This window comes from Sphingoaurantiacus capsulatus, from assembly GCF_042648405.1.
GTDB lineage: Bacteria > Pseudomonadota > Alphaproteobacteria > Sphingomonadales > Sphingomonadaceae > Sphingoaurantiacus > Sphingoaurantiacus capsulatus.
The window spans coordinates 500,077-526,377 of sequence record NZ_JBHRXV010000001.1; the positions used below are offsets into that span (position 1 = coordinate 500,077).

Genomic DNA, 26,301 nt, shown 5'->3' on the forward strand with positions numbered 1-26,301 from the left:
CCCGCCGCATGGCGACGCCGCAAAGCTTCGACGACATCCGCGAGGAATTCGATCTCCTCGACCGCGAGGACCGCTACCGCCTGCTGATCGACCTCGGCCGCGCGCTGGAGCCGATGCCCGACGCGCTGAAGACCGACGCCACCAAGGTGCGCGGCTGTTCCGCCCAGGTCTGGGTCTATCCGGTGGCGCAGGACGACGGCCGGCTGCACTTCCTCGCCGACAGCGACGCGCACATCACCAAGGGCATCGTCGCGTTGATCCTGCGGCTGGTGCAGGACCGGACGCCGGCGGAGATCATCGCGCTCGACATCCGCGCCGAGCTCGAACCCTTCGACCTCGCCGGGCAATTGAGTTCCAACCGCACGCAGGGCATCCCCAACATGATCGAGCTGATCCGCGCCACCGCCGCGCGGCTCGCGGCATGAGCGAGACGCGCAGCCCCGACGAGAAGCTGCGGCGCTTCGTCGACAGCTTCCTGCTCGGCATCCCGCACATCAAGGCGCTGGGCGTCCGCTACCACGGCCACGGCCGCGGCTGGGCGGAGCTGGAGCTGCCCTACGCCGATCATCTCGTCGCCTATCCGGATGCCGATCAATCCGGTGGCGGTATCGTCGCGTCGGGGGCGATCTTCACGCTGATGGATTCGGTCGGCGGCTTCTCGGTGCTGACCGCCGCCAGCCAGATGCAGCCGCTCGCTACGCTCGACCTGCGGCTCGACTATCTCCGCCCCGCGACGCCCGGCGAATCGGTGTTCGGCAAGTCGGAGGTTCACAAGCTCACCCGCAGCGTCGCGTTCGTGCACGGCATGGCGCACAACGGCGACCCGTCGCGGCCGATCGCGCACATGACCGGGACCTTCATGTTCACCGCGGGGGCCAAGCAATGAGCTTCGCCTCGCTCGCCGACGAGCTGCGCGCCGGGCCGTCGTCGGGCTCGCTCGGCTCGCTGCCCTACGCCGCCTATCTCGGGCTGCACTATGCGGTGCACGGCCGCGAGCTGGTCATCACCATGCCCTATGCCGAGCATCTGGTCGGCCAGCCCTATCCGCCGCGCCTGCACGGCGGCACCGTCGCCGGGCTGCTCGAGATCGCCGCCACCGCGACCCTGCTCATCCGCCTGCCGCGCGACGAGCCGCTGCCCAAGGTGAAGCCGGTCAACGTCACCGTCGACTATCTGCGCGCCGGCCAGCCGCAGGACACCTTTGCCGCGGCACACGTCAACCGCCTCGGCCGCCGCATCGCCAATCTGTCGGTGATCGCCTGGCAGGAGGATCGCGAGAAGCCGATCGCCACGGCGCATATGAACATCATGCTGGACCGCGCCGCGACGTGACCCTGGGCGAGCCGCTGCTGCTGGCGGCGGTGGCCGCCACCTTCTTCGCGGCCGGGCTGGTGAAGGGCGTCACCGGCATGGGCCTGCCGACGGTGGCGATGGGCGTGCTCGGCGCGCTGCTCTCGCCGCTCGCCGCCGCCAGCCTGCTGGTGGTGCCGTCGGCCGTCACCAACATTTGGCAATTGCTTGCCGGGCCGAGCTTCGGCGCGCTGATCCGCCGGCTGTGGCCGATGATGCTGGGCGTCACGATCGGCACGCTCGCCGGCCTGTCGCTGCTCACCGGCGGCGACACCCGCACTGCCACCGCCGCGCTCGGCGGCGCGCTGGTCGCCTATGCGCTCTACACTTTGGTCGCCAAGCCGTTCACCGTGCCGGCGCGCGCCGAAACCTGGGCGTCGCCGCTCGTCGGGCTGACCACCGGCGCGGTCACCGGCGGCACCGGCGTGTTCGTCATCCCCGCCGTGCCGTACCTGCAATCGCTCGGCCTCGCGAAGGACGACCTCGTCCAGGCGCTCGGCCTGTCCTTCACCGTCTCCACCTTCGCGCTCGCCGCCGGCCTCGCGTGGCGCGGGGCGTATGAGGTGGGCAATTTCGCGCTGTCGGCGCTGGCGGTGGTACCGGCGCTGATCGGCATGTGGGCGGGGCAGCAGCTGCGCGACCGGGTGAGCCCGGCGACCTTCAAGCGCTGGTTCCTGATCTTCCTGCTGTTGCTCGGCGCCGAGATGCTGTCGCGGGTGATGCGATAGCTCAGCGTTGCCTGAGCCGTACCCCAGCCATCAATTCATCGTCACCCCCGCGCAGGCGGGGGTCCATACTCCGAAGCGTCGGCGGTAATGGATCCCCGCCTGCGCGGGGATGACGATATTGGGGGTGGCTCAGGCTCCGCCCACGGCCGCCCGGCGCTCTGCGGCGCGGTTGAGGACTTCATACGCCGCCTGCACCGCCTGGAATTTCGCTGCGGCCTCGGCATCGCCGGCATTGCGGTCGGGGTGGTGCAGCTTCACCAGCCGGCGGTGCGCGGCCTTGACCGCGGCGTCGTCGGCGTCGCTCTCCAGTTCGAGCACCTTCAGCGCATCGAGCTCGCCGCGGCTGCGCGAGCCGTCGCCTTCGCCCCACGCCCAATGGTCGGCGCGGCGATAGCGTTTCTCGCCCTCGGCCGCCTGTTCGCGCGCGGCGGCTTCCTCGGCGGTGAGGCCGCGGAAGTAATCCCATTGCTTGTTGTATTCGCCGGCGTGCGTTTCGCAGAAATACCAGCGCTCGGGGCTGTTGGGGGCCTTGGGCGCCGGGCGGTCGCCGGCCTCGGTGCAGCCTTCGCGGTCGCACAGGCGCACGTTCGCCGCCGCCGTCGTCGACGAGCCATAGGGCCGCCAGCGGGGGAAGCCCCAGTCGTCGTTTCTCGTCGGTCGGCGCGCCATCACCCCCTACCTAGTGCCGGCACGGCGTCGGCGCCAGCCGGGTGCGACGGTAACGGCTTGAGATCGGGCTCGATCCAGCCCCGGCGTGCCGCGACCGAGAACAGGCGCTCGCGGCTGTAGTGTGCCATCAGCGCGTCGCGGTGGCCAATCGGCGACGTCAGCAGGTCGTTGACCAGCACATGCAGCGCCTGCCCGCGATCGGCATCGGCGAGGAAGCCGGCGACCAGCCGGACATAGGCCTGGGTGATCGTCTCATGATAGCCGGCGGCGTCGCTGTTCACCCCGCCGACCGCCTCATTGTAGCCGGCGATGATCGAAGGCAGCCGTGCGGCCAGGTCGATATCCGCCCGCTCGCGCTGCAGCCACAGGCATGACGCCAGATGCGCCTCATGCGTCCAGTCTTCCCGCGGCAGCGAGCGGTCGAGCAGCCCCTCGCCGACGCGCCGCACCGCGGCATCGTCCGCGAACAGGCGCGGTTTATGGTCAGTCGTCATTTCAATGTCCCTAAATAGCGAAAGGGCGCGCCGGCCGGAGCCGACGCGCCCTTTCAGGCAGTCTGTTCCGAACGCTTAGGCGGCTTTCGGCGCGGCCTGGCGCACGCCCTCGTCCACATGCTCGGCGAATTGCGCGAAATTGTTGATGAACATGCCGACCAGCGCCTGCGCCTTGGCGTCGTAGGCGGCCTTGTCGGCCCAGGTCTCGCGGGGGTCGAGGATCTTCGAATCGACGCCCGGCACCGCGACCGGCACGAGGAAGCCGAAGTTCGGATCGGTGCGGAACTCGGCGTTCTTCAGCGAGCCGTCGAGCGCTGCGTTCAGGAGGGCGCGGGTCACCTTGATCGGCATGCGGTGGCCGACGCCGTAGATGCCGCCGGTCCAGCCGGTGTTGACCAGCCAGCAGTCGACACCGCCCTTGGCGATCCGCTCCTTGAGGAGATTGCCGTAGATCGACGGGTGGCGCGGCATGAACGGCGCGCCGAAGCAGGTCGAGAAGGTGGCGTCCGGCTCGGTCACGCCGATCTCGGTGCCGGCGACGCGCGCCGTGTAGCCCGACAGGAAGTGGTACATCGCCTGGTCGGGCGACAGCTTCGAGATCGGAGGCAGCACGCCGAACGCGTCAGCGGTCAGCATGATGATGTTCTTCGGGACCGGACCCATGTTCTTTTCCGACGTGTTCGGAATGTAGTGGATCGGGTAGGCGCCGCGGGTGTTCTCCGCCTTCGAATTGTCGTCGAAGTCGAGCTCGCGGGTGACCGGATCGATCACGACGTTCTCGAGCACCGTGCCGAAACGCTTGGTGGTCGCGAAGATCTCCGGCTCGGCCTCGGGCGAGAGGCGGATCATCTTGGCGTAGCAGCCGCCCTCGAAGTTGAAGACGGCGGTGTCCGACCAGCCATGCTCGTCGTCACCGATGAGGGTGCGCGAGGCGTCGGCCGACAGCGTGGTCTTGCCGGTGCCCGACAGGCCGAAGAACACCGCGGTATCGCCGTTCGGGCCGATGTTCGCCGAACAGTGCATCGGCATCACGCCGGCGAGCGGCAGCTTGTAGTTGAGGATGCCGAACACCGACTTCTTCATCTCGCCCGCGTAGGCGGTGCCGCCGATAAGGATCAGCTTCTCGGTGAGGTTGACGGCGATCACCGTCTCCGACTGCGTGCCGTGACGGGCCGGATCGGCCTTGAAGCTCGGCAGGTCGATGATGGTGAATTCCGGCGCGAACGACGCCAGCTCCGACGCTTCCGGGCGAACCAGCAAGGTGCGGATGAACAGCGAGTGCCAGGCGAATTCGTTGACGACGCGGACGTTGACGCGGTGCTCCGGCTGCGAGCCGCCGAACAGGTCCTGCACGAACAGCGTCGACTTGGTGCCGAGGTGAGCGAGGAAGTCGGTCTTGAGCACGGCGAAATGCTCCGGCGACATCGGCTTGTTGCCCTTGGTCCACCAGACGTTGGTCTCGGTCTCCGCGTCGCGCACGGTGAACTTGTCGTTCGCCGAACGGCCGGTGTGCTTGCCGGTCTCGACGACCAGCGGGCCGTCCTTCGCCAGCACGCCCTCGCCGCGCTTCACGGCCAGCTCGACCAGCGCCGCGGTGCCCAGGTTCCAGTGCTGATCCGCCGAGACGGTAAAGCCCTGTTTGTCGAGGCCATGGGCGGAACGGGGCGACTGTACGGTCACGCGGAATCTCCTTGGGAATTACGAAAGTGGCGCGGGTGCCGGTGGCACGCGCCGGCCTTGGCCGGGCGCATACACGAAAGGGGGCCGAAAGGTCAAAGTATGTGACACCGAAACCCCCTCTCCCATCCCCAACATCGTCATCACCCCGCCCCACTTCGTCATCCCCGCCCCCACTCCGTCATCCCCGCGCAGGCGGGGATCCATTCTCCGAAGCGTCGGCGGTAATGGATCCCCGCCTGCGCGGGGATGACGATGAATTGGATGGCCGGTGCGCAACGGAAGGCCCACCCTCGCCGCCTCCCCTAGCGTCGCGCCGCGGCATCGGCTAACCCGGCAGCATGTCCGCCACGATCGCCCTCGTCGACGACGACCGGAACATCCTCACCTCGGTGTCGATCGCGCTGCAGGCCGAAGGCTTCACCGTGCGCGTCTATTCGGACGGCGCGGCCGCCTTGAAGGCGCTGCTCGACAACCCGCCCGACCTCGCCGTCTTCGACATCAAGATGCCACGGATGGACGGGATGGAACTGCTGCGCCGCGTCCGCGAGAAGAGCGATCTACCGGTCATCTTCCTGACCTCGAAGGACGACGAGATCGACGAGGCGCTGGGCCTCGCGATGGGCGCCGACGACTATATCGGCAAGCCGTTCAGCCAGCGGCTGCTGATCGAGCGAATCCGCGCCGTGCTGCGCCGCGCCGCCAGCCGGCGGGAGCCGCAGACGCCGGAGGAAGCCAAGGCTGAGGCGATCGTCCGCGGCCGGCTCGTCATGGACCCGGCGCGCCACCGCGTGACCTGGGGCGGGCGCGAGGTGCAGCTGACCGTCACCGAGTTTCTGATCCTCGAGGCACTGGCGCAGCGCCCCGGTTTCGTGAAGTCGCGCGACCAGCTGATGGACGCCGCCTACCAGGACGACGTCTACGTCGACGACCGCACCATCGACAGCCACATCAAGCGGCTTCGCAAGAAATTCCGCGCCGTGGACGGCGACTTCAACGGGATCGAGACGCTCTATGGCGTCGGCTACCGATTCTCCGAGGAATAGCCCGGAGCCCGACCGGCTGACCTGGTCGAAGCGCTTCTCGCTCACGCAGCGCATCCTCGCGGTCAATCTGTTCGCGCTGATCGCGCTGGCGGGCGGGGTTTTCTATCTCGATTCGTTCCGCGACCGGCTCTTGGAACAGCGGCAGGGGCAGGCGCGCGTCGGCGCGGTGATGATGGCCGACGCGCTGTCGGTCGCCGAGCGCCGCGGCCTGCCCGGCGAGTTCGAGGCGCTGGCCGCCCGCCTCGGCCAGTCGACCGGCGCGCGCATCCGCATCTACCGCGAGGACGGCCGCCTCATCCTCGACAGCTGGACGCGCACCGGGCCGACCTTCCGCCTGCGCGACCCGGCGCAGGAGCCGTGGCGCAAGGACGCCGCGCGCTTCCTCGACAAGATCATCGAGTTCTTCGGCTCGGCCCCGCGCTACGACGCCTATGTCGAGCCCGTGACCGACGCCCGCGCCGCCTGGCCCGAAGCCGAGGCCGCCGCCGGCGTCGGCCCGCACACCGCCTTTGCCGCGCTGCGCCGCGCGCCTGACCGCACCGTCATCGTCAACGCCGCCGCGCCCGTCGCCGGCACCGGCGACGTGCTGATGGTGACGCTCGACACCCGCGACATCACTCGCGTGGTGCGCAGCGAGCGGCTGACCTTCTTCCTCATCTTCCTCGGCGTGCTGGCGCTGTCGCTGCTGCTGTCGTCCTTCCTCGCCCGCACCATCGTCCGGCCGCTGCGGCGGCTGTCGATCGCGGCGCAGCGCGTGAAGCTCGGCCGCGCGCGCGAGGTCACCGTCCCGCGCTTCGCCAAGCGCCGCGACGAGATCGGCGCGTTGGGGCGCGCCGTCGCCGACATGACGCAGGCGCTGCGCCACCGCATGGACGCGACCGAGAGCTTCGCCGCCGACGTCGCGCACGAGATCAAGAACCCGCTCGCCTCGCTGCGCAGCGCGGTCGACACGCTCGGCGCCGTCAAGGACCCGGCGCTGCAGGCGCAGCTGCTCGACGTGATCCGCGACGACGTGCTGCGCATCGACCGCCTCATCACCGACATCGCCGAAGTCTCGCGCCTCGATGCGCAGCTCGCGCGCACCCGCTTCGAGCCGGTCGATGTCGGCCAGATGGCGGCGACGCTGGTACGCATCGCCGAGCGCGCCGGCCTGCCGCGCGGCGTGAAGATCGCCTACGCCCGGCCCGAGCCCGGCACCGCCATCGCGACCGGCGACGAATCGCGATTGAGCCAGGTGGTGCGCAACCTGCTCGACAACGCCATCTCCTTCACCCCCGACAACGGCGTCGTGCTGATCACCGTCATGCGCGCCGGCGACAAGGTGATGATGCGCATCGATGACGACGGCCCCGGTATCCCGGCGGGCATGCACGAGCATATCTTCAAGCGCTTTTATTCGGAGCGGCCCGAGAGCGAGAGCTTCGGCAAGCACAGCGGCCTCGGCCTCGCCATCGCCGGCGCCATCGTCCACGCCCACGACGGCAGCATCACCGCCCTGAACCGCGAGCAGGATGGCGTGATCGCGGGGGCGCGCTTCGTCGTCACCATCCCCGCCGCGCCATGAGCAGCCGCGTCCACGGCAGCGCGGTGGCGATCAACGGCCGCGGCGTGTTGATCCTCGGCGCGTCGGGTCGCGGCAAATCCGACCTCGCGTTGCGCCTCATCGATCGCGGCGCGGTGTTGATCGCCGACGATCAGGTGGCGCTGACCCCGCGCGCCGGCCTGCTCCAGGCCGACGCCATCGCGACCATCCACGGCAAGCTCGAAGTGCGCGGCCTCGGCATTGTCGATCTCGACGACGCCGGCCCGGCGCCGATCGCGCTGGTCGTCGACCTGGACGGCGTGCCCGAGCGGTTGCCCGAAGCGCGGATGCTCGACCTTGCCGGCATCGCGCTGCCTGTGATCGCTTTGCCGCCATTCGACGCAAGTACACCGCTGAAGGTCGAACTGGCTTTGAAGCGCTTCGGCTTGCCGCTAGAAGGGCGGCCCTGATGACCGTCCATCGGCTCACGACCCCTCCGGCGGCCCCCAACCGGGTGCTGCTCGTCACCGGCCTTTCCGGCGCCGGCAAGTCGACCGTGCTGAAAGCGCTTGAGGATCTGGGCTACGAAGCGGTCGACAACATGCCGCTGCGCCTGCTGCGCCGGCTGATCGGCGTCGAGCAGCATGCCGACCACCCCGCCGACCGTCCGCTCGCCATCGGCATCGACACCCGCACCCGCGCCTTCAATGCCGAGGATATCCTCGCGCGGCTGAAGGAGCTGAAGCGCGACCCGAGCCTCGATATCCGCGTCCTCTATCTCGACTGCAGCGGCGGCGAGCTGACGCGGCGCTTCTCCGAGACGCGGCGGCGCCACCCGCTGGCGCTCGACCGCCCCGCCGCCGACGGCATCGCGCGCGAACGCGAGCTGCTGGCGCCGCTGCGGCAATGGGCGGACATCGTCCTCGACACCACCGACTACACGCCGCACGACACCCGCCGGATCATCCGCGAGAAGTTCGGCCGGCAGGATGGTGAGCGGCTGACGCTGACCTGCATGTCGTTCGGCTTCGCCCGCGGCCTGCCGCGTGACGCCGACCTGGTGTTCGACATGCGCTTCCTCGCCAACCCGCACTGGGTGGCGGAGCTGCGGCCGCTGACCGGGCGCGACGCGCCGGTCGGCATCTTCATCGAAAGCGATCCGGCCTACGACTCGGCGTTCGCCCGGATTCGCGACCTGATCGTCGAGCTGCTGCCGCGCTACCAGCATGAAGGCAAAACCTATCTGACCGCGGCATTCGGCTGCACCGGCGGGCGTCACCGCTCGGTGTATGTCACCGAAGCGATGGCGAAGGCCTTGCGCGCGGCGGGGTTCGAGCCCAACGTCCTTCACCGCGATATCAAGGGGCACGGCGACGACGCCGAAGAGCTGGCCGCGCCGGATGGCAGCGGCGAACCGGGGGAAAGCAAGCGCGCATGATCGGGTTGGTGTTGGTGACCCACGGTCGCCTGGCGGCCGAATTCATATCGGCGATGGAGCATGTCGTCGGCCCGCAGAAGGGAGTCGAGGCGATCTGCATCGGCCCTGACGACGACATGGAGGCGCGGCGCGCCGACATCGCCGCCGCCGCCGCCCGCGTCGATGGCGGCAAGGGCGTGATCCTGCTGACCGACATGTTCGGGGGCACGCCGTCGAACCTCGCCATCTCCTTGATGGGCCGCGACAATGTCGAGGTGATCGCCGGCATCAACCTGCCGATGCTCATCCGCCTCGCCAGCGTGCGCAACACGATGAGCGTCGCCGCCGCGGTCGAGGCCGCGCAGGAAGCGGGGCGCAAATATATTTCGGTCGCTTCCAAAATTTTGGGTGAAGCCGCTTGAGCGCGCCGCTCGCCCAGACCGTCACCATCCGCAACAAGCGCGGCCTCCATGCCCGCGCCAGCGCCAAGTTCGTCACTCTCGCCGCCGGTTTCGATGCCGCCGTCGAGGTGGCGAAGGACGGATCGAGCGTGTGCGGCACCTCGATCATGGGCCTAATGATGCTCGCCGCCGCCCCCGGCGACGACATCGTTATCTCCGCCTCCGGCATCGGCGCCGATCAGGCGCTCGCCGCGCTCGTGCAACTCGTCGAGGACAAGTTCGGCGAAGACTGAGTGGCACTTGGAATCACTAACGAAGCTGCTAGGGTGAGATTCGAGCGTGAACGGTACAGCCGCACGCAATAATATTGCGAGCAAGCGGGAGGCAGCAATGGCGGCGGGCAGGGTTGATACGAGTCTGGTCTCGATTCGGGACGCCGCCGATATCCGCCGTGCCGCCGAAGCGCTTCGCGACATCGCGATGGAGCTCGGCTCCTACTGGGTGGTCGCCGCCGACAACATCGCGTCGAAGCAGCCGATGGTCGATGCCGAGGGCAATGTGCTGGCGCCGGCCGTCTTCGGCCACACCGGCCCCAACCAGCTCTGGTGGATGGACACACGCCTCGCCTTGAACTCGCCGATCGCCCGCGCCTGCCGCTATGAGAGCGAGCCCTTCTGGGCCAACGCCGACGGCTACCGCACCCGCCACCCGAACCGCTATCTCGACGCCATCGACCTGTCGAACTTCGAAAAGCGCGCCCTCGTCCGCGCCACGATCACCGTGCCGGTCCATCTGCCGTTCGGCCAGATCGGCATGGCGGCGTTCGGCACCCGCGACCCGGACAAGACCGACCTGTCGGCCGAGTTCGAGCAGCACGCCGACACCCTGATGGTCCTCGCTCACCGCTTCATCGGCGGCTACGCGCAGGTCATGCGGACGCGGCAGTGGCTGCCGACCGACTGCCAGCTGACCAAGCGCGAGATCGAGTGCCTTCGCTGGGCCGCCGTCGGCAAGACCGACAAGGAAATCAGCCTGATTCTCGCGCGCAGCCACGCGACGGTGCGCTTCCACATCCAGAACGCCGGCGAGAAGCTGAACGCGGTCAACCGCAGCCAGACGATCTTCAAGGCCGCGCAGCTGGGGTATCTGGGGCTGGCGAACTAGCCACTCCACCGCCCCGCTCGTCATCCCCGCGAAGGAGGGGACCCAGCACGTACAAAGAACATGCCCGCTTTCGCGGGCGCTGTTTGTTGATGGACTGGGTCCCCGTCTTCGGGGATGACGATGAAAGGGAAAGTTTGGCTCTTCCCCAGAACCGAAAACGCCCGCCGGCGCATGAAGCGGCCGGGCGGGCGTCCCCCAAGAGGTCGAAGAGGGCATCTCCGACCTTATGGATTCTCCCGGCTGCGGGATTGCCGGGCAACTGCCGCGCGGTGGCGAGCAGTGCCGGATCAACGGTATTGGGCGGCAAGGGTTCCGGGTGCGCGCCGAAGCGCACTGGACCCGCGTCAGACGTCGAACTTCACGCCCTGCGCGAGCGGCAGCTCGTTCGAATAATTCACCGTGCTGGTCTGCCGCCGCATATAGGCGCGCCAGCTGTCCGACCCGGACTCACGGCCGCCGCCGGTTTCCTTCTCGCCGCCGAACGCCCCGCCGATCTCGGCGCCCGACGGGCCGATGTTGACGTTGGCGATGCCGCAGTCGCTGCCCGCCGCCGAGACGAACCGTTCGGACTCGCGTAGGTCGGTGGTGAAGATGCACGACGACAGGCCGTGCGCGGCGGCGTTCTGCAGCGCGATCGCCTCGCCCAGGTCGCTGTAGCGGGTCACGTAGAGGATCGGCGCGAAAGTCTCGCGCAGCATGACGCCGGCCTGTTCGGGCATCTCGACCAGCGCCGGGCGGACGTAGAAGGCGCCGCCCTCGCCGACCCGCTCGCCGCCATGGACAATGCCGCCCTGCTCCCTCGCGGCGGCCAGCGCGGCCTGCATCGCCTCATAGGCGCCGCCGTCGATCAGCGGGCCGACCAAAGTGCCGGCCTCGCGCGGATCGCCGACCGGCAGCGAGGCGTAGGCGGCCTTCAGGCTGCCGACGACCTCGTCGTAGCGGCTGGTGTGAATGAAGGCGCGGCGCAGGCTGGTGCAGCGCTGCCCCGCCGTGCCGGTCGCGGCGAACAGGATGGCGCGGCGCGCCAGCTCGAAGTCTGCCGACGGCGCGACGATCGCCGCGTTGTTGCCGCCGAGTTCGAGCAGCGCGCGGCCGAAGCGTTCGGCGAGCTTCGCGCCGACCTTGCGGCCCATCGCGGTCGAGCCCGTCGCGCTGACCAGTGGCACGCGCACATCCGACACCAGCCGCTCGCCCGCCGGCGCCGCGCCGAGGATCAACCCCGACAGACCCTTCGGCGCCCCGTCGAACCGCGCGATGGCGCGGTCGAGCAGGCCGAGGGTGGCGATGGCGCACAGCGGCGTCTTCTCGCTCGGCTTCCAGACCACCGGATCGCCGCAGACCAGCGCCAGCGCGGCGTTCCACGCCCAGACCGCAACCGGGAAGTTGAACGCGCTGATGATGCCGACCGGGCCGAGCGGCTGCCAGCTCTCCCGCATGTGATGGCCGGGGCGTTCCGACGCGATGGTGAGACCGTGCAGCTGCCGCGACAGGCCGACGGCGAAGTCGGCGATATCGATCATCTCCTGCACCTCACCCGCGGCCTCGCTGGTCACCTTGCCGGCCTCCAGCGTCACCAGCTCGGCGAGCGCCGCCTTATGGGCGCGCAACTCATTGCCGAACAGCCGCACCAACTCGCCGCGCCGCGGCGCGGGGGTGTCTCGCCATGCCGGGAAAGCGGCGGCAGCAGCCGTGATCGTTGCGTCGATCGTCGCATCGTCATGCGCGGTCAGCCGCACCAGCACCGCGCCGTCGATCGGCGAGCGGGTGACAAGGTTGCCGCCGCTGTCGGGCAGGGTCAGACCCAGACGGGCGAAGATGTCGGCAACGGCCATTCGGGTCCTTTCAACAGGAAAGGGCGGAGCGCCGCGTTCGCGCCCCGCCCTTCCCGAAGTTTGCTTCCTTTACGCCGGCAGCGGCGTAAACGTCGTCATCGCGTAGAGCATCGGGATCGACAGCACGAGATTGGTGCGGCTGGTCAGCATCGCGACGCGCGCCGACTTCGCCTTGCTGGCGTCGTCCGCCTCGACGATGCCGAGCGCGCGCTTCTGGTTCGGCCAGATGATGAACCAGACGTTGAACGCCATCACGAGACCGAGCCACATGCCGATGCCGATCAGGCGGAGGCCTTCCTGCAGCAGCAGCGCCTCCACCAGATAGCCCGAGCGCATAGCGAGGATGAGGCCGAGCAGCACCGTCGCGGCGGCGGCCCAGCGAAACCAGAACAGCGCGGCCGGGGCAATATACTTAGACACCGCCGGCTTCAGCTCGGCAGGCACCTTCGGCATCGTCGGGATCTGCACGAAGTTGAAATAATAGAGCAGGCCGATCCACAGAATGCCGAAGAAGGTGTGGATGTACTGGATGACCGGCAGCTCCAGCGCGCTCATCGCGTCGCCGTGCAGACCGAACATCAGTACCAGCATCAGCACAACGCCGGTAATCAGCGCCAGGTGGAAATTCTCCAGCAGCTTAGCCATTTCGTCCCCCTTTTCGGATCGTTCCGGGCGACCATAGCTCCGCTGTGGCGGCTTGTCACACCTTAGCGATGCCGTTCGAGCAACGCATCAATCGAATATTTGCCCGCGCCGCGCGTCCCGAAATAGAGGCCGAGGAACACGAGGATCAGCGCCGGCCACCAGCCGGGAAAGGGCTGCGTCCAATGCACGAACCAGCAGGCGACTATGAAATTGACCACGGTGAAGAGTCCGAGCCAGCGCGTCATCAGCCCGAGGATGAAGGCGATACCGGCGAGAAACTGGAACCACACCGACACCGGCGCCCACAGTTCCGGGTTGGGGATGCCTGCCTGCCGGCAGAAATCGACGAAGATCTGCATGCGCGCCGCGCTGAACACATTGTCCTGCGTCTGGTAGATGAGGAAGCTGCCGGTCACGAGCCGCAGCAGCAGCAGGGTCAGGTCGCCGAACCGCGCCAGCGGCGTCAGCAGCAAAAGGTCGCGCATCATCATCTCCCCTCGACGCAGCCGATGCCGATGGCACATCAGGCGTCACGGGCGGTTGTTACGACAACGAAGCAATGAGGAGCGACGCGATCTCGACTGGCGACCCATCCGCATCGACGGACGGCTTGTCGTCGCCGGTGACGGTGGCGGGCAACCGGCTGACCCTGCTGCCTGACGGCCCCGACGCCCGCCCGGCGCTGCTCGAGCTGATCGAGGGCGCGAAGACCGAGCTTCACCTGATCTTCTACATCTACGAACCCGACAGGATCGGCACCGAGGTGCGCGATGCGCTGACCGCCGCGGCGCAACGCGGTGTCGAGGTGCATCTGGTGCTCGACGGCTTCGGCAGCGCCGGGGTCGACGACGAATTCTTCAAGCCGATGATCGACGCGGGCGGCGACTTCTGCCGGTTCCACCCGCGCTTCGGCCGTCGCTATCTGCTGCGCAATCACCAGAAGATGGCGATCGCCGACCGCACCCGCGCGATCATCGGCGGCTTCAACATCGCCGACAATTATTTCGAGACCGGGCGGGAGGACAGTTTCCGCGACCTCGGCCTGATCATCGACGGGCCGGCCGCAGACCATCTCGCCGCCTATTTCGAGCGGCTGTTCCACTGGATCAAGAGCAAGCGCCCGACCCTGCGCTCGCTGCGCCGCATCCTCTCCACCCTGACACAGAGCCATGGCCCGGTGCGCTGGATTTTCGGCGGCCCGTCGCGGCGGATCAGCCCTTATGCGCGGCAGCTCCGCACCGACATGAAGGCGGGCCAGCGGCTGCGCATGATGATGGCCTATTTCGCGCCCAACCCGCGCTGGCTGCGGCTGTTCGGCAACCTCGCGCGCCGCGGCGAGGCCACGCTGATCACCGCGGGCAAGAAGAGCGACGTGCCGCTCGCGCGCCTCGCGGCCTGGGCCACCTATGGCTCGCTGCTGCGGCGGCGGGTGAATATCTTCGAGTATCGGCCGCGCGCGCTGCACGCGAAGATGATCGTCATCGACGACATCGTCTATCTCGGCTCGGGCAATTTCGACATGCGCAGCCTGTACCTCAACCTCGAGGTGATGCTCCGCGTCGACGATCCCAGCTTCGCCGAGCATCTGCGCGCGATGTTCGACCGGGAACTGGAGGGCTGCCAGCCGATCAGCCGCGAACTCTACCACCGCGCCGCCACGTGGTCCAACCGGCTGTGGTGGCGGCTCGCCTATTGGCTGTTCGTCACCGCCGACCTCGCCCTGTCGCGGACCTTGACCCACCGTTGACAGCCGTGCTGCCGCGGGCGAGCAAGGTGAAATGGCACGATCCGATCCATCTCCGCCGAAAGCCGGCGTCTCGCCGCTGCTGATCGCCGCCGTCGCGATCGGCGTGCTGGCGGCGATGGACGGCGTGATGAAGCAGGTGGTAGCGACCACCAATCCGCTCACCGCCACCTTCGGGCGCAGCCTGCTCGGCATCCTGATCGCGGTGCCGCTCTGGGTGCTGGTCGGTCGGCCGAGGCTGCAGCCCGGCGCGATGGGCGCGCACCTCATCCGCGGCTTCGTGATGACGCTCGCCGCCTGCGCCTTCTTCTGGGCTCTGACGGTGCTGCCGCTCGCCGAGGCGGTCACGCTCTCCTTCGTCTCGCCGCTGCTCATTCCCTTCATCGCCTGGGCGCTGCTCGGCGAACGGCCGCGCGCCACCAGCCTGATCGCCGGGGTCATCGGCTTCACCGGCGTACTGCTCACCACGCAGGGCGCGTCACCCGACGCGGATACGCCGCAGCGAACGCTCGGCATCGTCGCGATGCTGGTCGCCGCCGTCACCTGGGCGTCGGCGCTCGTTCTGCTGCGCGGCCGCGCCAGCCAGGACGGGCCGGCGATCATCACCTTGATGGGCGCGGCGGTACCGGCGGCCTTGCTGGCCCCCGTTGCGCTGGTGGTCGGCGAGGTGCCGTCGCTGGAGGCCACCGCGTGGCTGCTGCTCGGCGCCGCGCTCACCGTCGGCGGCGTGTGGATGCTGACGCAGGCCTATTCCCGCGCCGAGGCGCAGGTGCTGGCGCCGATCGAATTCACCGCGCTCGGCTGGGCCGCGCTCATCGGCTGGGCCTTCTTCGACGAACTGCCCCGCACCGAAGTGTGGGCGGGCGCCGCGATCATCATCGGCGCATGTTTATTCGCGGCGTGGGACGAACGGCGGAGCAAGAGATAACACCCCCCACATCCGTCATCCCGGCGAAGGCCGGGATCCATACCAACCGCCGCATGGATTCCGGCCTTCGCCGGAATGACGGGCTTGTTGAGCGCTATCGATGCGCGAAATACAACTGCGCCGGCGGGACGTTGATCGCCTCGAAGTCGCGGTCGATGCGGGCGAAGCGCGGTTCCAGCACCTCGAGCACCTTCGGTGAGAATTGATAGACGAGGAATTGCCCGCCCGGCGCCAGCGCGGCGTGAGTCGCGTCGGCGATGTCGTTGCGCACGCCTTCGGGCATCGTCGAGAAGGGGATACCCGAGATGATATAGTCGGCCTTGCCCAGCCCGGCTTCCGCGAGCACGCGGCCGACATCGGCAGCGGAGCGATGCAGGACGATCAGGCGCGGATCGCGAAAAGCCGTCTTCAGGAATTCAGTGAAATCGTCGTTGAGTTCGAACAGCACCAGCTTCGCATCGGGGTGCATGCGGCGCAGCACCTCGGCGGAGATGTTGCCGATGCCCGGGCCATATTCGACGAACAGCCGCGCGTTCGCCCAGTCGACCGGCGCGAGCAGCTTGTCGATGAGGAAGCGCGAGCTGGGGATCACCGAGCCGAGCATCTTCGGATGCTTCACGAAGTTCTTGGCGAACAGCATCAGCTGCTCACCCTTCGAGGGCGTGCGCTCGAGGATCCCGCCGGCACCGACCGCCACTGCACGCTCCATCTTCACCCCGTTCGCCGTTCGCATTGATGACTGCAACATGGTTGCAACAGGCTGAACATCCAAGGCCGGACTTTGTGCCGCGCCCGTGCGTGCCCGGAAACAAAGCTGACGCCTTGCGCAGGCTTCACAAAGCAAAGCTTGCGCGCCATGCAAGGGACATGACCGCCGCCCTTCCCCGCCGAGACTTCGGCCTGCTGTTCGCAGTGCTGCTGGTGGTGGCGGCGGGCAATACCGCGCTCCAGTCGGTGCTGCCAGCGGTCGGCCGGGCGATCCAAATCCCCGACATGCTGATCGCGATCATCTTCAGCTTCTCGGCACTGTTCTGGACGGTGTCGGCGCCTTTCTGGGCGCGCCAGTCGGACATGCGCGGCCGCAAGCGGCTGATGCAGCTCGGCATGGCCGGTTTCGCCGTCTCGACCCTGCTCTGCGCCTTTGCCCTCCTCGGTGGCCTCAAGGGCGTGCTGCTGCCGATCGGCACCTTCATCCTCTTCGCCGCCGCGCGCTGCCTGTTCGGCCTGTTCGGCTCGGCGTCGAACCCCGCCGCGCAGGCCTATGTCGCCGGCCGCACCAGCGAGGCGGAGCGGACCAAGGGCCTCGCCACGCTCTCCTCGGCCTTCGGCCTCGGCACCATTCTCGGCCCCGCCGTCGCACCGCTGTTCATCCTGCCGTGGGTAACCTTCTCCGGGCCCTTGTTTGCCTTCGCCTTCATCGCGATCGGCGTGCTGATCGCCATCACCAAGCTGCTGCCCGACGACACGCCGACCCCGCGCCGGGGCGCCGGGGCGCCCGCGGCGATGCCATCGATCGGCGGCACCAACACCGGCGCGCATGTGACGGCGGCGCAGCGCGGGCGCGGTGACCGCATCCCGTGGCGCGACCCGCGCATCCGGCCGTTCGTCATCTACGGCTTCGTCATCGGCTCGATCCAGGCGGCGACCGGCCAGGCGCTCGGCTTCTTCATCATCGACCGCCTCGCCCATTCGCCGCAGGAGGCGCAGCCACTGATCTCGGTGACCTTCATGGCGGGCGCCGCCGCGACCCTGCTCGCGCAATGGGGGCTGATCCGCATGCTCGATCTGCGGCCTGGCACCTTGATGCGCTGGGGCGCGGCGCTGGCGGCGATCGGCACGCTCGGCATCGCCATCGCGCCCAATTTCCACGGGCTGGTCGTCGCCTATGCGCTGGCCAGCCTCGGCAACGGCTTCGCGCGGCCAGGCTTCACAGCCGGCGCCTCGCTGATGGTCGGTGAGGAGGATCAGGGGTCGGTCGCCGGTGCGATCACCGCGGTCAACGGCTCCTGCTTCATTTTCGCCCCCGCCATCGGCATCGGCCTCTACGAGCTCAACCCGCCGGTCCCCTATCTGCTCGGTGCGGCGGGCGCGGCGGCGCTGTTCGCCTATGCCTGGTTCAATCGCACGCTGAGTCGGAATTGGGAGGTTGCCGCGACCGACCAGCCGACCGACAACATCCACTGAGAAGCACAAGACTTCACAGGGGAGCTCAATGACTGCCAAGCCGTGGCCCGCCATGTCGATCGCACAGGCGCACGCGATGCTGACCGCACCGGGAACGCCGTTTGAGATGGAGGAGGTCGTCATCCGCGGCGTCCCCACGCGGACGTGGAAGAACGCGCCGCCGACCCTGCGCGACGTGTTCCTGCTCGGGCGCGGGCACGGCGAGCGCATCTTCCTCACCTATGACGAGGAGCGCGCCAGCTTCGAGGCTTTCGCGCGCGCCACCCTCACCTTCGCGCACCAGTTACAGGCCGACGGCGTCAGGAAGGGCGACCGCGTCGCCATCGTCATGCGCAACCTGCCCGAATGGCCGGTTGTCTATTTCGGCGCGGCGCTGGCCGGCGCGATCGTCACGCCGCTCAATGCCTGGTGGACCGGGCCGGAACTCGAATATGGCCTCACCGATTCCGGCGCCAAAGTCGCGATCGTCGACGCCGAGCGGCTGGGGCGGATCGAGGAGCATCTGCCCAACTGCCCCGATCTCCGACGCGTCTACGTCACCCGCTTCGGCGACGAGATCGCCCACCCGGCCATCGCGCCGCTGGAAGGCGTGATCGGCAAGGTCAGCGGCTGGGCGTCGCTGCCCGACCGTCCCGTCCCCGACGTCGATCTGCACCCCGACGACGACGCGACGATCTTCTACACCTCGGGCACCACCGGGCAGCCGAAGGGCGCGCTCGCTACCCACCGCAACATCGTCTCCAACATCATGGCGAGCGGCCTGTCCGGCGCGCGCTCCTACCTCCGCCGCGGCGAAGCGCCGCCGCAGCCCGATCCGACGGGGCCGCAGAAGGCGACGCTGCTCTCGGTGCCTTTCTTCCACGCCACCGGCTGCTTCGCGGTGCTGGGGCCGTCGCTCGCCGGCGGCGCCAAGCTGTGCCTGATGCGCAAGTTCGAGGCGGAGCTGGCGATGGCGATGATCGAGCGCGAGAAGATCACCAGCGCCGGCGGCGTGCCGACCATCGCCTGGCAGCTGCTCGAGCATCCCGAGCGCCACAAATACGACCTCTCCAGCCTCGAGACCGTCTCCTACGGCGGCGCCCCCTCGGCGCCCGAGCTCGTGCGCAAGATCAAGGAAACCTGGCCCAAGTCGCAGCCCGGCAACGGCTGGGGCATGACCGAGACCAGCGCCACCTTCACCCACCACATGGCGGAGGATTACCTGACCCGCCCCGACAGCTGCGGCCCCGCCGTGCCGGTGTGCGACATGAAGATCGTCGACGTCGCGACGGGCCGGGAGCTGGGCGTCGACGAGGTCGGCGAGCTGTGGGGCAAGGGACCCAATGTGGTGAAGGGCTATTGGAACAAGCCCGAGGCAACGGCGCAGACTTTCGTCGACGGCTGGGTCAAGACCGGCGACCTCGCGCGCATCGACGAAGAGGGCTTCGCCTTCATCATCGACCGCGCCAAGGACATGCTGATCCGCGGTGGCGAGAACATCTACTGCATCGAGGTCGAAAACTGCCTCTATGACCATCCGGCGGTAATGGACGCCGCCATTGTCGGCATCCCGCACAAGACCTTGGGCGAGGAGCCGGGGGCGGTGGTAACGCTGAAGCCCGAGGCGGAGGCGACCGAGGCCGAACTCCGCGCCCATGTCGCCGAGCATCTCGCGGCGTTCAAGGTGCCGGTGAAAGTGCTGATTCAGCGGGAGACGTTGCCGCGGAACGCCAACGGCAAGATCATGAAGAACGAGCTGAAGAAGCTGTTCGTTTAGGGGGCCCTCCCTCTTCCCACTCACTATCCGTCATACCGGCGAAAGCCGGTATCCAGACCGACCATCCGACTGGATACCGGCTTTCGCCGGTATGACGAACCGGGTGTGGATGGGCCGGGGCGTAAGCCCACCGGTCGCCCTGCCTTGCCGGTCGCGTTCTTCGCCCCCACTCAACATCGCCCACCCACCGGTCGCGCGCACATCGAACCCACTATCGCCATCCCGGCGAAGGCCGGGATGACAATTCTGGGGAAGGTGGAGGGATGACCGCGCTACCAAATGGCTATGGCCGCAGCACGGTAGCCCCGCTTCACTCCCGGCCATGAAGCCCCCCATGCCGCCACAGCCTCTCGCCGGGCGCGTCGCCCTTGTCGCCGGTGCCTCGCGCAGTCTCGAGCGTGGCATCGCGATCGAAGTCGGGGCAGCCGGCGCGTTCGTCTATCTGCTCGGGCGCACCCTGTCGCCGGGGTCGGGCACCGGCTCGCTGGTCGAGACGCTCGAACAGGTCGAGGCGCTCGGCGGCCGGGGTGCGACCATCGCCTGCGACTGCCGCGACGATGATGCGCTCGCCGCCAGCCTCGCGCATGTGCGCCGCACGCACGGCCGGCTCGACATCCTCGTCAACAGCGTGTTCGCCGCCTCGCGCTTCGCCGCGTCGATCGGTAAGCGCTTCTGGGAAACGCCGACGACGCTCTGGGAGGAGGTCGTCGATCTCGGCGTGCGCTCGGCGTACCTCGCGAGCTGCCGCGCCGCCCCGCTGTTGATCGAAACAGCACAGCGAACCGGCCAACCCACCGCCATCTTCAACATCAGCGGTCGGGGCGCGGCGCGCTATCGCTACAACGTCGCCTATGGCGTCGGCAAAGCCGCCACCGACCGGCTGACCCGCGACACCGCCATCGACCTCAGGGAATCAAACGTCGCGGTGATCTCGCTCTGGCCCAACGGCGCCGCCGCCAATCCCGAGCGGCCCGAGACGCCACGCTACACCGGCCGCGCCGTCGCCGCGCTGGCGGCCGATCCGGTGATCATGGACCGCAGCGGCCAGCCCTTCTGGTCGGCGCAGATCGGCGCGGACTATGGCTTCACCGACGAGGCCGGCCACCCGCATGAGGTGCCGGTGCTGGAGGACTATCTCGGCCGCCCTTAGGCCGCCGCCGCCTTCTGCACATGGCGCGCGGCAAGGAAGTCGCCGACCGCCACGCCGGCGACCAGCGCAAAGGTGGCGATCGCCGCCAGCCGCTTGGGGTTATCCTTCTTCGCCACCACAGCGCCGATCGCCGCGAGGTCGACGAGGTCGCCCGCGAAGCGCGCCCACAGCGGCGCCGGATGCGTCGGCGCGGCGATGGCGGCGACGCCGGTGGCGATCTCGCGCGCACCGACCGCCTGGAACATCGGCCCGCCCGCGCCCTTGGCGCCGATCACCTTGCCGAAGCGCGGCCCGAAAAGGCTGTCGACGACGCCGAAGACGATGCTCGCCGCCCCCACCATGCGCGCGACATTCGCGGGCTCGGCGAGGGTTTCGAGGATCGTCGGGTTGGATTTCTTCGCCACGGCACACTCCATCGCTGACAACGCCTGTCGCCAACGGATGCCGCACGGTGCCGTTCCAATCGGACCAATCTCGGTTTGCGCCGGGAAACACGCCGTGACAGCTTCCGCAGATGGACAAGGAAGCGACCAAGAAGAAAAGCGAACTCAGCCGGGGCGGTCTCGTCATCGTCGCGACCGGTTGGGCGGCGTTTGCAGCACTCGCACAGCACGCCGAGACTAATTTCGACTATGCGCTGATGGCCGCGATCGTCGCCGCTACCGCTGCGGGAGGCTGGGCGATGAACCGCCTTGTTGCCCGCCACGGCGACGAGATCGGCGAAGCGCGTTTCGACACGCGCAACGATCGCTAGAGCGCCTTTCGCGCCGCCAGCCAGTCGGCGTGGTGCTTTTCCACCTGCCGCATCGCGCTGAACGGCGACTGCGCCACCTGCGGGGTGCCGGTGCGGCCGATGTGATCGAGCTGGGCATAGTACCAGAGCTGCACCGCGAAGCCGCCGATGGCGCGGACGAGGTTGCTTCCCTCCATCCAGCGCAGCCAGCCCGGGAGCAGCGACAGTTCATTCTCGTAGCGCGGCAGCGCCGCCATGCCGCCGCCGAGCAGCGCGTTGCAGGCCGCCGGCGCGCCACACAAGGGCCGGCCGAGGCCGATGAGGTCGGCGGCGCCGCTGTCGAGCGCATGCTCCATCGCGGCGCGGGTGCGAAAGCCGCCGGTGACCATCAGCGGCATGCGGCTAAGCTCCGCTTTCATCGCCTTGGCGAAGTCGACGAAATAGGCCTCGCGCGCGGCGGTCGACTTGGCCAGCTTCTGCGGCTCGGGCGCGTCGAGCCCCGGAATGTCCATCATCGCCGGCTGCTCGTAGGAGCCGCCCGAAATCTCCAGCAGGTCGACACCGGCTTCCTCCAGCCAGCGCGCCACCTGCAGACTGTCTTCAAAGGCAAAGCCGCCGCGCTGGAAGTCGGCGGAGTTGAGCTTCACCGAGACGGCGAACCCCGGTTTCACCGCCGCGCGGACCCGGCGCACCACCTCCAGCAGGAAATGCGCGCGGTTCTCGAGACTCCCGCCCCATTCGTCGTCGCGCCGGTTGGTGCGCGGGCTGAGGAATTGCGACAGCAGATAGCCGTGCGCGCCGTGAATCTGCACGCCGGTGAAGCCCGCCGCCTCGGCGGCCGTCGCCGCGACGACGAAGCGCTCGATCAGCTCGCGGATTTCATCGCCGGTCAGCGCCACCGGCTCGCCGAAGCGGCCGCCGGGCAGGTCCATGCTAACGGCCGACGGCGCCTTCGGGTGCGGGTTGACGTTCTTCTGCGTCTGCCGGCCGGCGTGGCTGATCTGCATCCACAGATGGTTGCCGCCCTCGGTACCCGCGGCGGCCCAGCGTTTCAGCGCCGCCTTCATCTCGGGCGACGGCGGCCGGTCGAGGATGACGTTGCCGGGGCGCTCCAGATGATCGGCGTCGATCAGCACGTTGCCGGTCAGCAGCATCCCCGCCCCGCCGTGCGACCAGACGCGGTAGAGTGTCTCCAGCTCTTGGGTCGGCAGCCCTGCCGGCGAGGCCAGCCCCTCGGTCATCGCGCCCTTGCCCAGCCGGTTCGGGATCACCGCCCCGCACGGCAAGGTCAGCGGCTCCGCGATCGAATGGCCCATGCTTCCTCCCCCGTGGTACGGCTCAGGCCGCCTTCTTGTGCCCGCGCCCCTGCCCGGCCTTCAGCTCTTTCAGCAGGTCGCGCACGTAAACGTCGAAATCGACCTGCATCGTGTGCCGCGACGAGGCGTAATAATGGCCGCGATGCAGCGCCTCGTCGCTGGTGATCGTGCGGCGCATCTCGTCGGGCGCGGGCAGCGCGTAGCTGCCGTCGAGCCAGGCGGCGAGGAGCTTCGATTGCTGCTCGGCGAGGTTGACGAGCGTCGGCAGCGACTGCGCCAGCCCCATGAACCACAGCGAGTGCAGCCGCGGCTCCGCCTGTACCAGCCGCTTGAACAGCGGCAGGTGATTGTCGCGCACCGGGGCGTCGGCGTCGCTGAGGAACGGGAAGCGCATCCTGTAGCCGGTGGCGTAGACGATGACGTCGACGTCCTCGATCGAGCCATCGGCGAACTTCACCTGTTTGCCCATCAGCTCGGTGATGATCGGCTTGGCCTTGATGTCGCCCGAGCCGCAGCGGATCAGGAACTCGCCCGACACGGTCGGATGCGCCTCCAGCGGCCTGTGGTCAGGCTTGGGGAGGCCGTAATCCTCCATCGCGCCGATCGAGCGCTTGATCGCCCAGGCGGCGAGCTTGCGCTTCATCCAGCCGGGCATCCACGGCGGCAGCAGTGACTTGTCGCTCGGCATGCCGTTGAAATATTTGGGCATCACCCAGACGCCGCGCCGCGCCGACACGAACAGCCGCTTGGCGATCGGCCGCTGGCTCAGCTCCGAGGCGATGTCGACCGCGCTGTTGCCCAAGCCCACGACGACGACGGTCTTGCCGCGCATGTCGATGGGGTCGAACGGCGTGCGATAGGTATGCGCATGGATCTGCTCGCCGTCGAACGTGCCCGGAAATTCGGGAATATTCGGGCTCCAGTGATGGCCGTTCGCGACAACGACCGTGTCGTAGGTCTTGGTCTCGCCGGTCGACAGCGTCACGTCCCAGCGCCCGTCGGGCCGCTGCGCGCACTTGTCGACGCCGGTGTTGAAGCGGATCAGCTCGCGCAGGCCGAAGTGATCGACATACTTGTTGAAGTAGCCATCCATCAGGCTGTGGTGCGGGAAATCCGGCCAGTCGCCCGGCACGGGAAAATCCTCGAACGCCAGCCGCCATTTCGAGGTGTCGATGTGCAGCGACTGATAGCAGGCGCTCATCCCGTTGGGGTTCTGGTAGGCCCAGTTGCCGCCGATCCGATCCGACTTCTCATAGATGTCGAACGGAAGCCCGCGCTCCTTCAGCCGCTTTGCGGTGGTGAAGCCCGAGCAGCCGGCGCCAATGATGCAGGTCGTCATGGGCCGGCAAGATGCGGCGGCCTCCCGACGGCCGCAAGCTATCGCTAGCGTTCGGTCAGGCGGATATCGCGGAAGCGGGCGCGGCCGCTGTTTCGCTGGAAGACGCTGTTGGCGATCAGCCAGATGCGCACCACCTTGCGCGGGGCCGAGCCATAGGCGCGGCGGCAATCCTCGGCGATTCCGCGGCTTTCCTCATGCCAGGCGCCGAGCCCCTCGCTGCCCGAGCGCACCACCCAATGCGTCTCGCGATCGCACCAATAGGGCAGCGGGCATTTGAAGACATGACCTTCGGGCAGGCCGGCGCTCCACATGTAGGTGAGGTCCTGCCCGTTCTCGAACTCGACGGCGATCGACAAATAGTCGTGGGTGACGGCGAGGTTTTCGGCCAGGCGCGAGGGCAGCTCGCTGACGCACCAGCCCCAGTCGAGTGTGGTGCCGGCGGTGATCGGCACGTCGACGTCGAGCTGCAGGATGCCGACATCGCCGTGGGTGTGGACACCGATGCCGTCGGTGGTCGGCGCATAGACCCGCCCGTCGCCCAGCCGCCAGAGATGGTGCCAGCCCGCCGGTGCGCCGCTGCTGTCGGCCTCGCGCGCTTCCGACCAGCGCGCGACGGTGGCGGTCACCGCGCCGGCCAGCCGGCCGGGCTTGGCGGGAAGCACATTCCCCGCGTCGCTCGCCCATTCGTCGAGCGCCTTCAGCCGCAGTTCGACCGCGCCGGTCGCCCAGGCGGTGAAGGTGGTGCGGTTGTCGATGAGCTTGCGGATCGGTGCGCCGCCGCCGATGCGGACCCACAGCGCCACGCGCGGCTCGACACCGACGGCGAGCGCCTGGCTCATCCACGCGACGCCGTGGGCATCGACGGTGAAGCTGTCGCCCGCTGCCACCTCGACGCCGCTCGGTTTCCAGTCGCGGTCCTTGGCGGTCAGCGTGACGGTGGCCGTCGCGGACGCGCCTTCGGTGTCGAACGGCGCGGGCGCGGCCTCCAGCTCGGCGGCGATGCGGCTCTTCTCGCGGTGCTGCTGCGCGACGAAGCGCGCGAAGGTCGCGAGTTTGCCGAGGCTCAACCCCAGACCTCGCCGAACAGCCGCGCGAAGTTGGCGCCGAGCAGCTTTTCGACCTTGCCCGTCGAATGCCCGCGCTTGAGCAGGTCGCCGGCCAGCGTCTCGAAGCGGCGCGGGTCGTTATATTCCTTGATGAACAGGAAGCCGGTCGGGTTCTCGTCGCCCGGCGCGGCATAGCCGGCCGCCACGCGCCGCTCGGTCATCTCGCGGAAGCGCTTGCGGAACTCGGGATTGTCGTCGGTGCCGGTGATCGAGCCGTCGGTGCCCAAGCCCACATGGTCCTCGCCCGCCACCTTCCACGCATGCTCGATATGCGCGATCAGATCCTGGGCGCGCGGCTGGCCGCCTTCGGGGCGAAGGTAGGGCATGAAGTACATGCCGATGACGCCGCCCTTGTCGGCGAGCTTCTTCATCACCGCGTCATGGGTGTTGCGCGGATGGTCGCGCAGCGCGCGGCAGCCGCTGTGGGTGATCGCGATCGGCGCCTTCGACAGCGCCAGCACCTCCTCATGCACCTTCGACCCGGCGTGGCTGACATCGACGAGGATGCGGCGCTTGTTCAGCTCCTCGACCAGTTCGCGGCCGAGGCGCGACAGCCCGCCGTTCGCGGGTTCGAGGCAGCCGTCGCCGAACAGGTTACGGATATTGTAGGTCGGCTGGACGATGCGGACGCCGAGCCGGTGGAAGACGCCGAGCTTGTCGCGGAAGTCGGCGCCGAACGGCATCGAATCCTGCATGCCGTAGATCAGGCCCATGCGGCCGCTGTCCTTCGCGGCGCGCAGATCGGCGCCTTTCCGCACCGCCATGAAAAGCCCGGGGTTGAGGTCGATCTCGCGGTTCATCTCCGCCAGCTGATCGACGCTGTCCTCAAAGCTGGTCGGGATGTTGCCGACCGCGCTGATGGTGATGTTGACGGCGGTGACGCCCGAGGCCCTGGCGTCGGCGAGCAGCTTCGCCGTCATCGGCGCGCCGCGTTCCTGCTTGGGGTCGTAGCCGCCGGGGCCGCCGAGCGCGTCGATGACCATCGCGCGGTGGTACATGGCCTTTGCCGGCGGCTCCGCCGCGAACGCCCGCGTGCTAGATGCCGCCGCCAGCGCGCCCGCGCCCATCAGGAAATTCCGTCGTCCGATCATGCCCCGTGC

Annotated in this window: 29 protein-coding genes; 17 read left to right on the forward strand and 12 right to left on the reverse strand. The window is 68.5% G+C overall.

The genetic code is table 11. From position 1 onward, the window contains the following. The first annotated feature begins 8 nt into the window (after positions 1 to 8). From ACFOMD_RS02795 to ACFOMD_RS02810, 4 genes are read left to right on the forward strand one after another with little or no spacing between them, the layout of a single operon-like run. On the forward strand, positions 9 to 425 hold the full coding sequence (locus tag ACFOMD_RS02795; protein WP_380856463.1) for a SufE family protein: 417 nt from the start codon (positions 9 to 11) through the stop codon (positions 423 to 425). After that, positions 422 to 886, forward strand: a complete 465-nt coding sequence (locus ACFOMD_RS02800; protein ID WP_380856465.1) for a PaaI family thioesterase — start codon at positions 422 to 424, stop codon at positions 884 to 886. Before ACFOMD_RS02795 ends, ACFOMD_RS02800 begins: the two co-directional genes overlap by 4 nt. Next, complete coding sequence (locus tag ACFOMD_RS02805; RefSeq protein WP_380856468.1) at positions 883 to 1,332, forward strand: PaaI family thioesterase; 450 nt, start codon at positions 883 to 885, stop codon at positions 1,330 to 1,332. The genes ACFOMD_RS02800 and ACFOMD_RS02805 overlap by 4 nt, the downstream gene beginning before the upstream one ends. Beyond that, positions 1,329 to 2,078, forward strand: a complete 750-nt coding sequence (locus tag ACFOMD_RS02810; RefSeq protein ID WP_380856471.1) for a sulfite exporter TauE/SafE family protein — start codon at positions 1,329 to 1,331, stop codon at positions 2,076 to 2,078. The genes ACFOMD_RS02805 and ACFOMD_RS02810 overlap by 4 nt, the downstream gene beginning before the upstream one ends. A 129-nt stretch (positions 2,079 to 2,207) precedes the next feature. Here the strand turns inward: ACFOMD_RS02810 and ACFOMD_RS02815 are convergent, their stop codons facing one another. The 3 genes from ACFOMD_RS02815 to ACFOMD_RS02825 all read right to left on the reverse strand — a co-directional run bounded on the left by ACFOMD_RS02815 (position 2,208) and on the right by ACFOMD_RS02825 (position 4,921). Next, positions 2,208 to 2,747: a J domain-containing protein gene (locus tag ACFOMD_RS02815; protein ID WP_380856474.1), complete on the reverse strand. Its 540-nt coding sequence runs from the start codon at positions 2,745 to 2,747 to the stop codon at positions 2,208 to 2,210. Next, positions 2,747 to 3,241 (reverse strand): hypothetical protein, encoded by a 495-nt coding sequence (locus ACFOMD_RS02820; RefSeq protein WP_380856477.1) that lies wholly within the window; start codon positions 3,239 to 3,241, stop codon positions 2,747 to 2,749. Before ACFOMD_RS02820 ends, ACFOMD_RS02815 begins: the two co-directional genes overlap by 1 nt. 75 nt (positions 3,242 to 3,316) lie before the next feature. Further along, entirely contained in the window at positions 3,317 to 4,921 is a 1,605-nt protein-coding gene (locus tag ACFOMD_RS02825) for a phosphoenolpyruvate carboxykinase (RefSeq protein ID WP_380856480.1), read from the reverse strand. A 338-nt stretch (positions 4,922 to 5,259) separates the two neighbouring features. Here ACFOMD_RS02825 and ACFOMD_RS02830 point away from each other — a divergent pair, with 338 nt between their 5' ends. The 7 genes from ACFOMD_RS02830 to ACFOMD_RS02860 all read left to right on the forward strand — a co-directional run bounded on the left by ACFOMD_RS02830 (position 5,260) and on the right by ACFOMD_RS02860 (position 10,468). Continuing rightward, positions 5,260 to 5,964 carry a response regulator transcription factor gene (locus ACFOMD_RS02830; protein WP_380856483.1) on the forward strand — a complete coding sequence of 235 codons (705 nt, stop codon included), beginning with the start codon at positions 5,260 to 5,262 and terminating at the stop codon, positions 5,962 to 5,964. Then, complete coding sequence (locus ACFOMD_RS02835) at positions 5,933 to 7,528, forward strand: sensor histidine kinase (protein WP_380856486.1); 1,596 nt, start codon at positions 5,933 to 5,935, stop codon at positions 7,526 to 7,528. Before ACFOMD_RS02830 ends, ACFOMD_RS02835 begins: the two co-directional genes overlap by 32 nt. After that, positions 7,525 to 7,956, forward strand: coding sequence for an HPr kinase/phosphorylase (locus ACFOMD_RS02840; RefSeq protein ID WP_380856489.1), 432 nt, complete (start codon positions 7,525 to 7,527; stop codon positions 7,954 to 7,956). Before ACFOMD_RS02835 ends, ACFOMD_RS02840 begins: the two co-directional genes overlap by 4 nt. Further along, positions 7,956 to 8,924 carry an RNase adapter RapZ gene (rapZ, locus tag ACFOMD_RS02845; RefSeq protein ID WP_380856492.1) on the forward strand — a complete coding sequence of 323 codons (969 nt, stop codon included), beginning with the start codon at positions 7,956 to 7,958 and terminating at the stop codon, positions 8,922 to 8,924. Before ACFOMD_RS02840 ends, rapZ begins: the two co-directional genes overlap by 1 nt. Then, positions 8,921 to 9,325 carry a PTS sugar transporter subunit IIA gene (locus ACFOMD_RS02850; RefSeq protein ID WP_380856495.1) on the forward strand — a complete coding sequence of 135 codons (405 nt, stop codon included), beginning with the start codon at positions 8,921 to 8,923 and terminating at the stop codon, positions 9,323 to 9,325. Before rapZ ends, ACFOMD_RS02850 begins: the two co-directional genes overlap by 4 nt. Then, the gene (locus tag ACFOMD_RS02855) at positions 9,322 to 9,597 is read left to right on the forward strand and encodes an HPr family phosphocarrier protein (RefSeq protein WP_380856498.1); all 276 of its coding nucleotides are present in this window, start codon (positions 9,322 to 9,324) and stop codon (positions 9,595 to 9,597) included. Before ACFOMD_RS02850 ends, ACFOMD_RS02855 begins: the two co-directional genes overlap by 4 nt. A 97-nt stretch (positions 9,598 to 9,694) precedes the next feature. Next, a complete protein-coding gene (locus tag ACFOMD_RS02860; RefSeq protein WP_380856501.1) occupies positions 9,695 to 10,468 on the forward strand; it encodes a helix-turn-helix transcriptional regulator in 774 nt (257 codons plus the stop codon). A gap of 344 nt (positions 10,469 to 10,812) precedes the next feature. On the opposite strand, the gene amaB is transcribed toward ACFOMD_RS02860, so the two are convergent. From amaB to ACFOMD_RS02875, 3 genes are all read right to left on the reverse strand, one after another. Beyond that, complete coding sequence (amaB, locus tag ACFOMD_RS02865; protein WP_380856504.1) at positions 10,813 to 12,300, reverse strand: L-piperidine-6-carboxylate dehydrogenase; 1,488 nt, start codon at positions 12,298 to 12,300, stop codon at positions 10,813 to 10,815. A 69-nt stretch (positions 12,301 to 12,369) separates the two neighbouring features. Then, complete coding sequence (locus ACFOMD_RS02870; RefSeq protein ID WP_380856507.1) at positions 12,370 to 12,945, reverse strand: urate hydroxylase PuuD; 576 nt, start codon at positions 12,943 to 12,945, stop codon at positions 12,370 to 12,372. 62 nt (positions 12,946 to 13,007) lie between these two features. Further along, positions 13,008 to 13,430 (reverse strand): DoxX family protein, encoded by a 423-nt coding sequence (locus ACFOMD_RS02875; RefSeq protein WP_380856510.1) that lies wholly within the window; start codon positions 13,428 to 13,430, stop codon positions 13,008 to 13,010. A gap of 74 nt (positions 13,431 to 13,504) precedes the next feature. Between ACFOMD_RS02875 and ACFOMD_RS02880 the strand changes: the two genes are divergently transcribed. After that, a complete protein-coding gene (locus ACFOMD_RS02880) occupies positions 13,505 to 14,692 on the forward strand; it encodes a phospholipase D-like domain-containing protein (protein ID WP_380856513.1) in 1,188 nt (395 codons plus the stop codon). A 31-nt stretch (positions 14,693 to 14,723) separates the two neighbouring features. After that, positions 14,724 to 15,617, forward strand: coding sequence for a DMT family transporter (locus ACFOMD_RS02885; protein ID WP_380856516.1), 894 nt, complete (start codon positions 14,724 to 14,726; stop codon positions 15,615 to 15,617). Between the two features lie 94 nt (positions 15,618 to 15,711). Here ACFOMD_RS02885 and ACFOMD_RS02890 read toward each other — a convergent pair whose 3' ends face one another. Further along, the gene (locus ACFOMD_RS02890; protein ID WP_380856519.1) at positions 15,712 to 16,326 is read right to left on the reverse strand and encodes a class I SAM-dependent methyltransferase; all 615 of its coding nucleotides are present in this window, start codon (positions 16,324 to 16,326) and stop codon (positions 15,712 to 15,714) included. 158 nt (positions 16,327 to 16,484) lie between these two features. Between ACFOMD_RS02890 and ACFOMD_RS02895 the strand changes: the two genes are divergently transcribed. The 3 genes from ACFOMD_RS02895 to ACFOMD_RS02905 all read left to right on the forward strand — a co-directional run bounded on the left by ACFOMD_RS02895 (position 16,485) and on the right by ACFOMD_RS02905 (position 20,707). After that, positions 16,485 to 17,801: an MFS transporter gene (locus ACFOMD_RS02895; RefSeq protein WP_380856522.1), complete on the forward strand. Its 1,317-nt coding sequence runs from the start codon at positions 16,485 to 16,487 to the stop codon at positions 17,799 to 17,801. A gap of 28 nt (positions 17,802 to 17,829) precedes the next feature. Beyond that, positions 17,830 to 19,557: a class I adenylate-forming enzyme family protein gene (locus ACFOMD_RS02900; RefSeq protein ID WP_380856525.1), complete on the forward strand. Its 1,728-nt coding sequence runs from the start codon at positions 17,830 to 17,832 to the stop codon at positions 19,555 to 19,557. Positions 19,558 to 19,891: 334 nt separating this feature from the next. Further along, positions 19,892 to 20,707, forward strand: coding sequence for an SDR family NAD(P)-dependent oxidoreductase (locus tag ACFOMD_RS02905; protein ID WP_380856528.1), 816 nt, complete (start codon positions 19,892 to 19,894; stop codon positions 20,705 to 20,707). Here ACFOMD_RS02905 and ACFOMD_RS02910 read toward each other — a convergent pair. Beyond that, on the reverse strand, positions 20,704 to 21,111 hold the full coding sequence (locus tag ACFOMD_RS02910) for a hypothetical protein (RefSeq protein ID WP_380856531.1): 408 nt from the start codon (positions 21,109 to 21,111) through the stop codon (positions 20,704 to 20,706). The two genes, ACFOMD_RS02905 and ACFOMD_RS02910, sit on opposite strands and share 4 nt — an antisense overlap. Before the next feature lie 110 nt (positions 21,112 to 21,221). Between ACFOMD_RS02910 and ACFOMD_RS02915 the strand changes: the two genes are divergently transcribed. Continuing rightward, positions 21,222 to 21,461: a hypothetical protein gene (locus tag ACFOMD_RS02915; protein ID WP_380856534.1), complete on the forward strand. Its 240-nt coding sequence runs from the start codon at positions 21,222 to 21,224 to the stop codon at positions 21,459 to 21,461. Here ACFOMD_RS02915 and ACFOMD_RS02920 read toward each other — a convergent pair. Genes ACFOMD_RS02920 through ACFOMD_RS02935 form a run of 4 tightly spaced genes read right to left on the reverse strand, consistent with a single transcriptional unit; the run spans position 21,458 to position 26,292 of the window. Then, the gene (locus ACFOMD_RS02920; RefSeq protein WP_380856537.1) at positions 21,458 to 22,756 is read right to left on the reverse strand and encodes an NADH:flavin oxidoreductase/NADH oxidase family protein; all 1,299 of its coding nucleotides are present in this window, start codon (positions 22,754 to 22,756) and stop codon (positions 21,458 to 21,460) included. The genes ACFOMD_RS02915 and ACFOMD_RS02920 overlap by 4 nt on opposite strands. Positions 22,757 to 22,778: 22 nt before the next feature. Next, complete coding sequence (locus ACFOMD_RS02925; protein WP_380856540.1) at positions 22,779 to 24,095, reverse strand: flavin-containing monooxygenase; 1,317 nt, start codon at positions 24,093 to 24,095, stop codon at positions 22,779 to 22,781. 44 nt (positions 24,096 to 24,139) lie between these two features. Then, entirely contained in the window at positions 24,140 to 25,162 is a 1,023-nt protein-coding gene (locus tag ACFOMD_RS02930; RefSeq protein WP_380856543.1) for a DUF3047 domain-containing protein, read from the reverse strand. Further along, on the reverse strand, positions 25,159 to 26,292 hold the full coding sequence (locus tag ACFOMD_RS02935) for a dipeptidase (protein WP_380856546.1): 1,134 nt from the start codon (positions 26,290 to 26,292) through the stop codon (positions 25,159 to 25,161). The genes ACFOMD_RS02930 and ACFOMD_RS02935 overlap by 4 nt, the downstream gene beginning before the upstream one ends. Positions 26,293 to 26,301: the final 9 nt, after the last annotated feature.

Bases quoted from the DNA above. Each gene is read 5' to 3' on its own strand.
- ACFOMD_RS02905 (WP_380856528.1), top strand. From the start codon at position 19,892: ATGCCGCCACAGCCTCTCGCCGGGCGCGTCGCCCTTGTCGCCGGTGCC.
- ACFOMD_RS02800 (WP_380856465.1), top strand. From the start codon at position 422: ATGAGCGAGACGCGCAGCCCCGACGAGAAGCTGCGGCGCTTCGTCGAC.
- ACFOMD_RS02835 (WP_380856486.1), top strand. From the start codon at position 5,933: ATGGCGTCGGCTACCGATTCTCCGAGGAATAGCCCGGAGCCCGACCGG.
- ACFOMD_RS02880 (WP_380856513.1), top strand. From the start codon at position 13,505: ATGAGGAGCGACGCGATCTCGACTGGCGACCCATCCGCATCGACGGAC.
- ACFOMD_RS02885 (WP_380856516.1), top strand. From the start codon at position 14,724: ATGGCACGATCCGATCCATCTCCGCCGAAAGCCGGCGTCTCGCCGCTG.
- ACFOMD_RS02925 (WP_380856540.1), bottom strand. From the start codon at position 24,095: ATGACGACCTGCATCATTGGCGCCGGCTGCTCGGGCTTCACCACCGCA.
- ACFOMD_RS02830 (WP_380856483.1), top strand. From the start codon at position 5,260: ATGTCCGCCACGATCGCCCTCGTCGACGACGACCGGAACATCCTCACC.
- ACFOMD_RS02795 (WP_380856463.1), top strand. From the start codon at position 9: ATGGCGACGCCGCAAAGCTTCGACGACATCCGCGAGGAATTCGATCTC.
- ACFOMD_RS02805 (WP_380856468.1), top strand. From the start codon at position 883: ATGAGCTTCGCCTCGCTCGCCGACGAGCTGCGCGCCGGGCCGTCGTCG.
- ACFOMD_RS02920 (WP_380856537.1), bottom strand. From the start codon at position 22,756: ATGGGCCATTCGATCGCGGAGCCGCTGACCTTGCCGTGCGGGGCGGTG.
- ACFOMD_RS02850 (WP_380856495.1), top strand. From the start codon at position 8,921: ATGATCGGGTTGGTGTTGGTGACCCACGGTCGCCTGGCGGCCGAATTC.
- amaB (WP_380856504.1), bottom strand. From the start codon at position 12,300: ATGGCCGTTGCCGACATCTTCGCCCGTCTGGGTCTGACCCTGCCCGAC.
- ACFOMD_RS02815 (WP_380856474.1), bottom strand. From the start codon at position 2,747: ATGGCGCGCCGACCGACGAGAAACGACGACTGGGGCTTCCCCCGCTGG.
- ACFOMD_RS02870 (WP_380856507.1), bottom strand. From the start codon at position 12,945: ATGGCTAAGCTGCTGGAGAATTTCCACCTGGCGCTGATTACCGGCGTT.
- ACFOMD_RS02840 (WP_380856489.1), top strand. From the start codon at position 7,525: ATGAGCAGCCGCGTCCACGGCAGCGCGGTGGCGATCAACGGCCGCGGC.
- ACFOMD_RS02895 (WP_380856522.1), top strand. From the start codon at position 16,485: ATGACCGCCGCCCTTCCCCGCCGAGACTTCGGCCTGCTGTTCGCAGTG.
- rapZ (WP_380856492.1), top strand. From the start codon at position 7,956: ATGACCGTCCATCGGCTCACGACCCCTCCGGCGGCCCCCAACCGGGTG.
- ACFOMD_RS02900 (WP_380856525.1), top strand. From the start codon at position 17,830: ATGACTGCCAAGCCGTGGCCCGCCATGTCGATCGCACAGGCGCACGCG.
- ACFOMD_RS02820 (WP_380856477.1), bottom strand. From the start codon at position 3,241: ATGACGACTGACCATAAACCGCGCCTGTTCGCGGACGATGCCGCGGTG.
- ACFOMD_RS02935 (WP_380856546.1), bottom strand. From the start codon at position 26,292: ATGATCGGACGACGGAATTTCCTGATGGGCGCGGGCGCGCTGGCGGCG.
- ACFOMD_RS02890 (WP_380856519.1), bottom strand. From the start codon at position 16,326: ATGGAGCGTGCAGTGGCGGTCGGTGCCGGCGGGATCCTCGAGCGCACG.
- ACFOMD_RS02875 (WP_380856510.1), bottom strand. From the start codon at position 13,430: ATGCGCGACCTTTTGCTGCTGACGCCGCTGGCGCGGTTCGGCGACCTG.
- ACFOMD_RS02860 (WP_380856501.1), top strand. From the start codon at position 9,695: ATGGCGGCGGGCAGGGTTGATACGAGTCTGGTCTCGATTCGGGACGCC.
- ACFOMD_RS02915 (WP_380856534.1), top strand. From the start codon at position 21,222: ATGGACAAGGAAGCGACCAAGAAGAAAAGCGAACTCAGCCGGGGCGGT.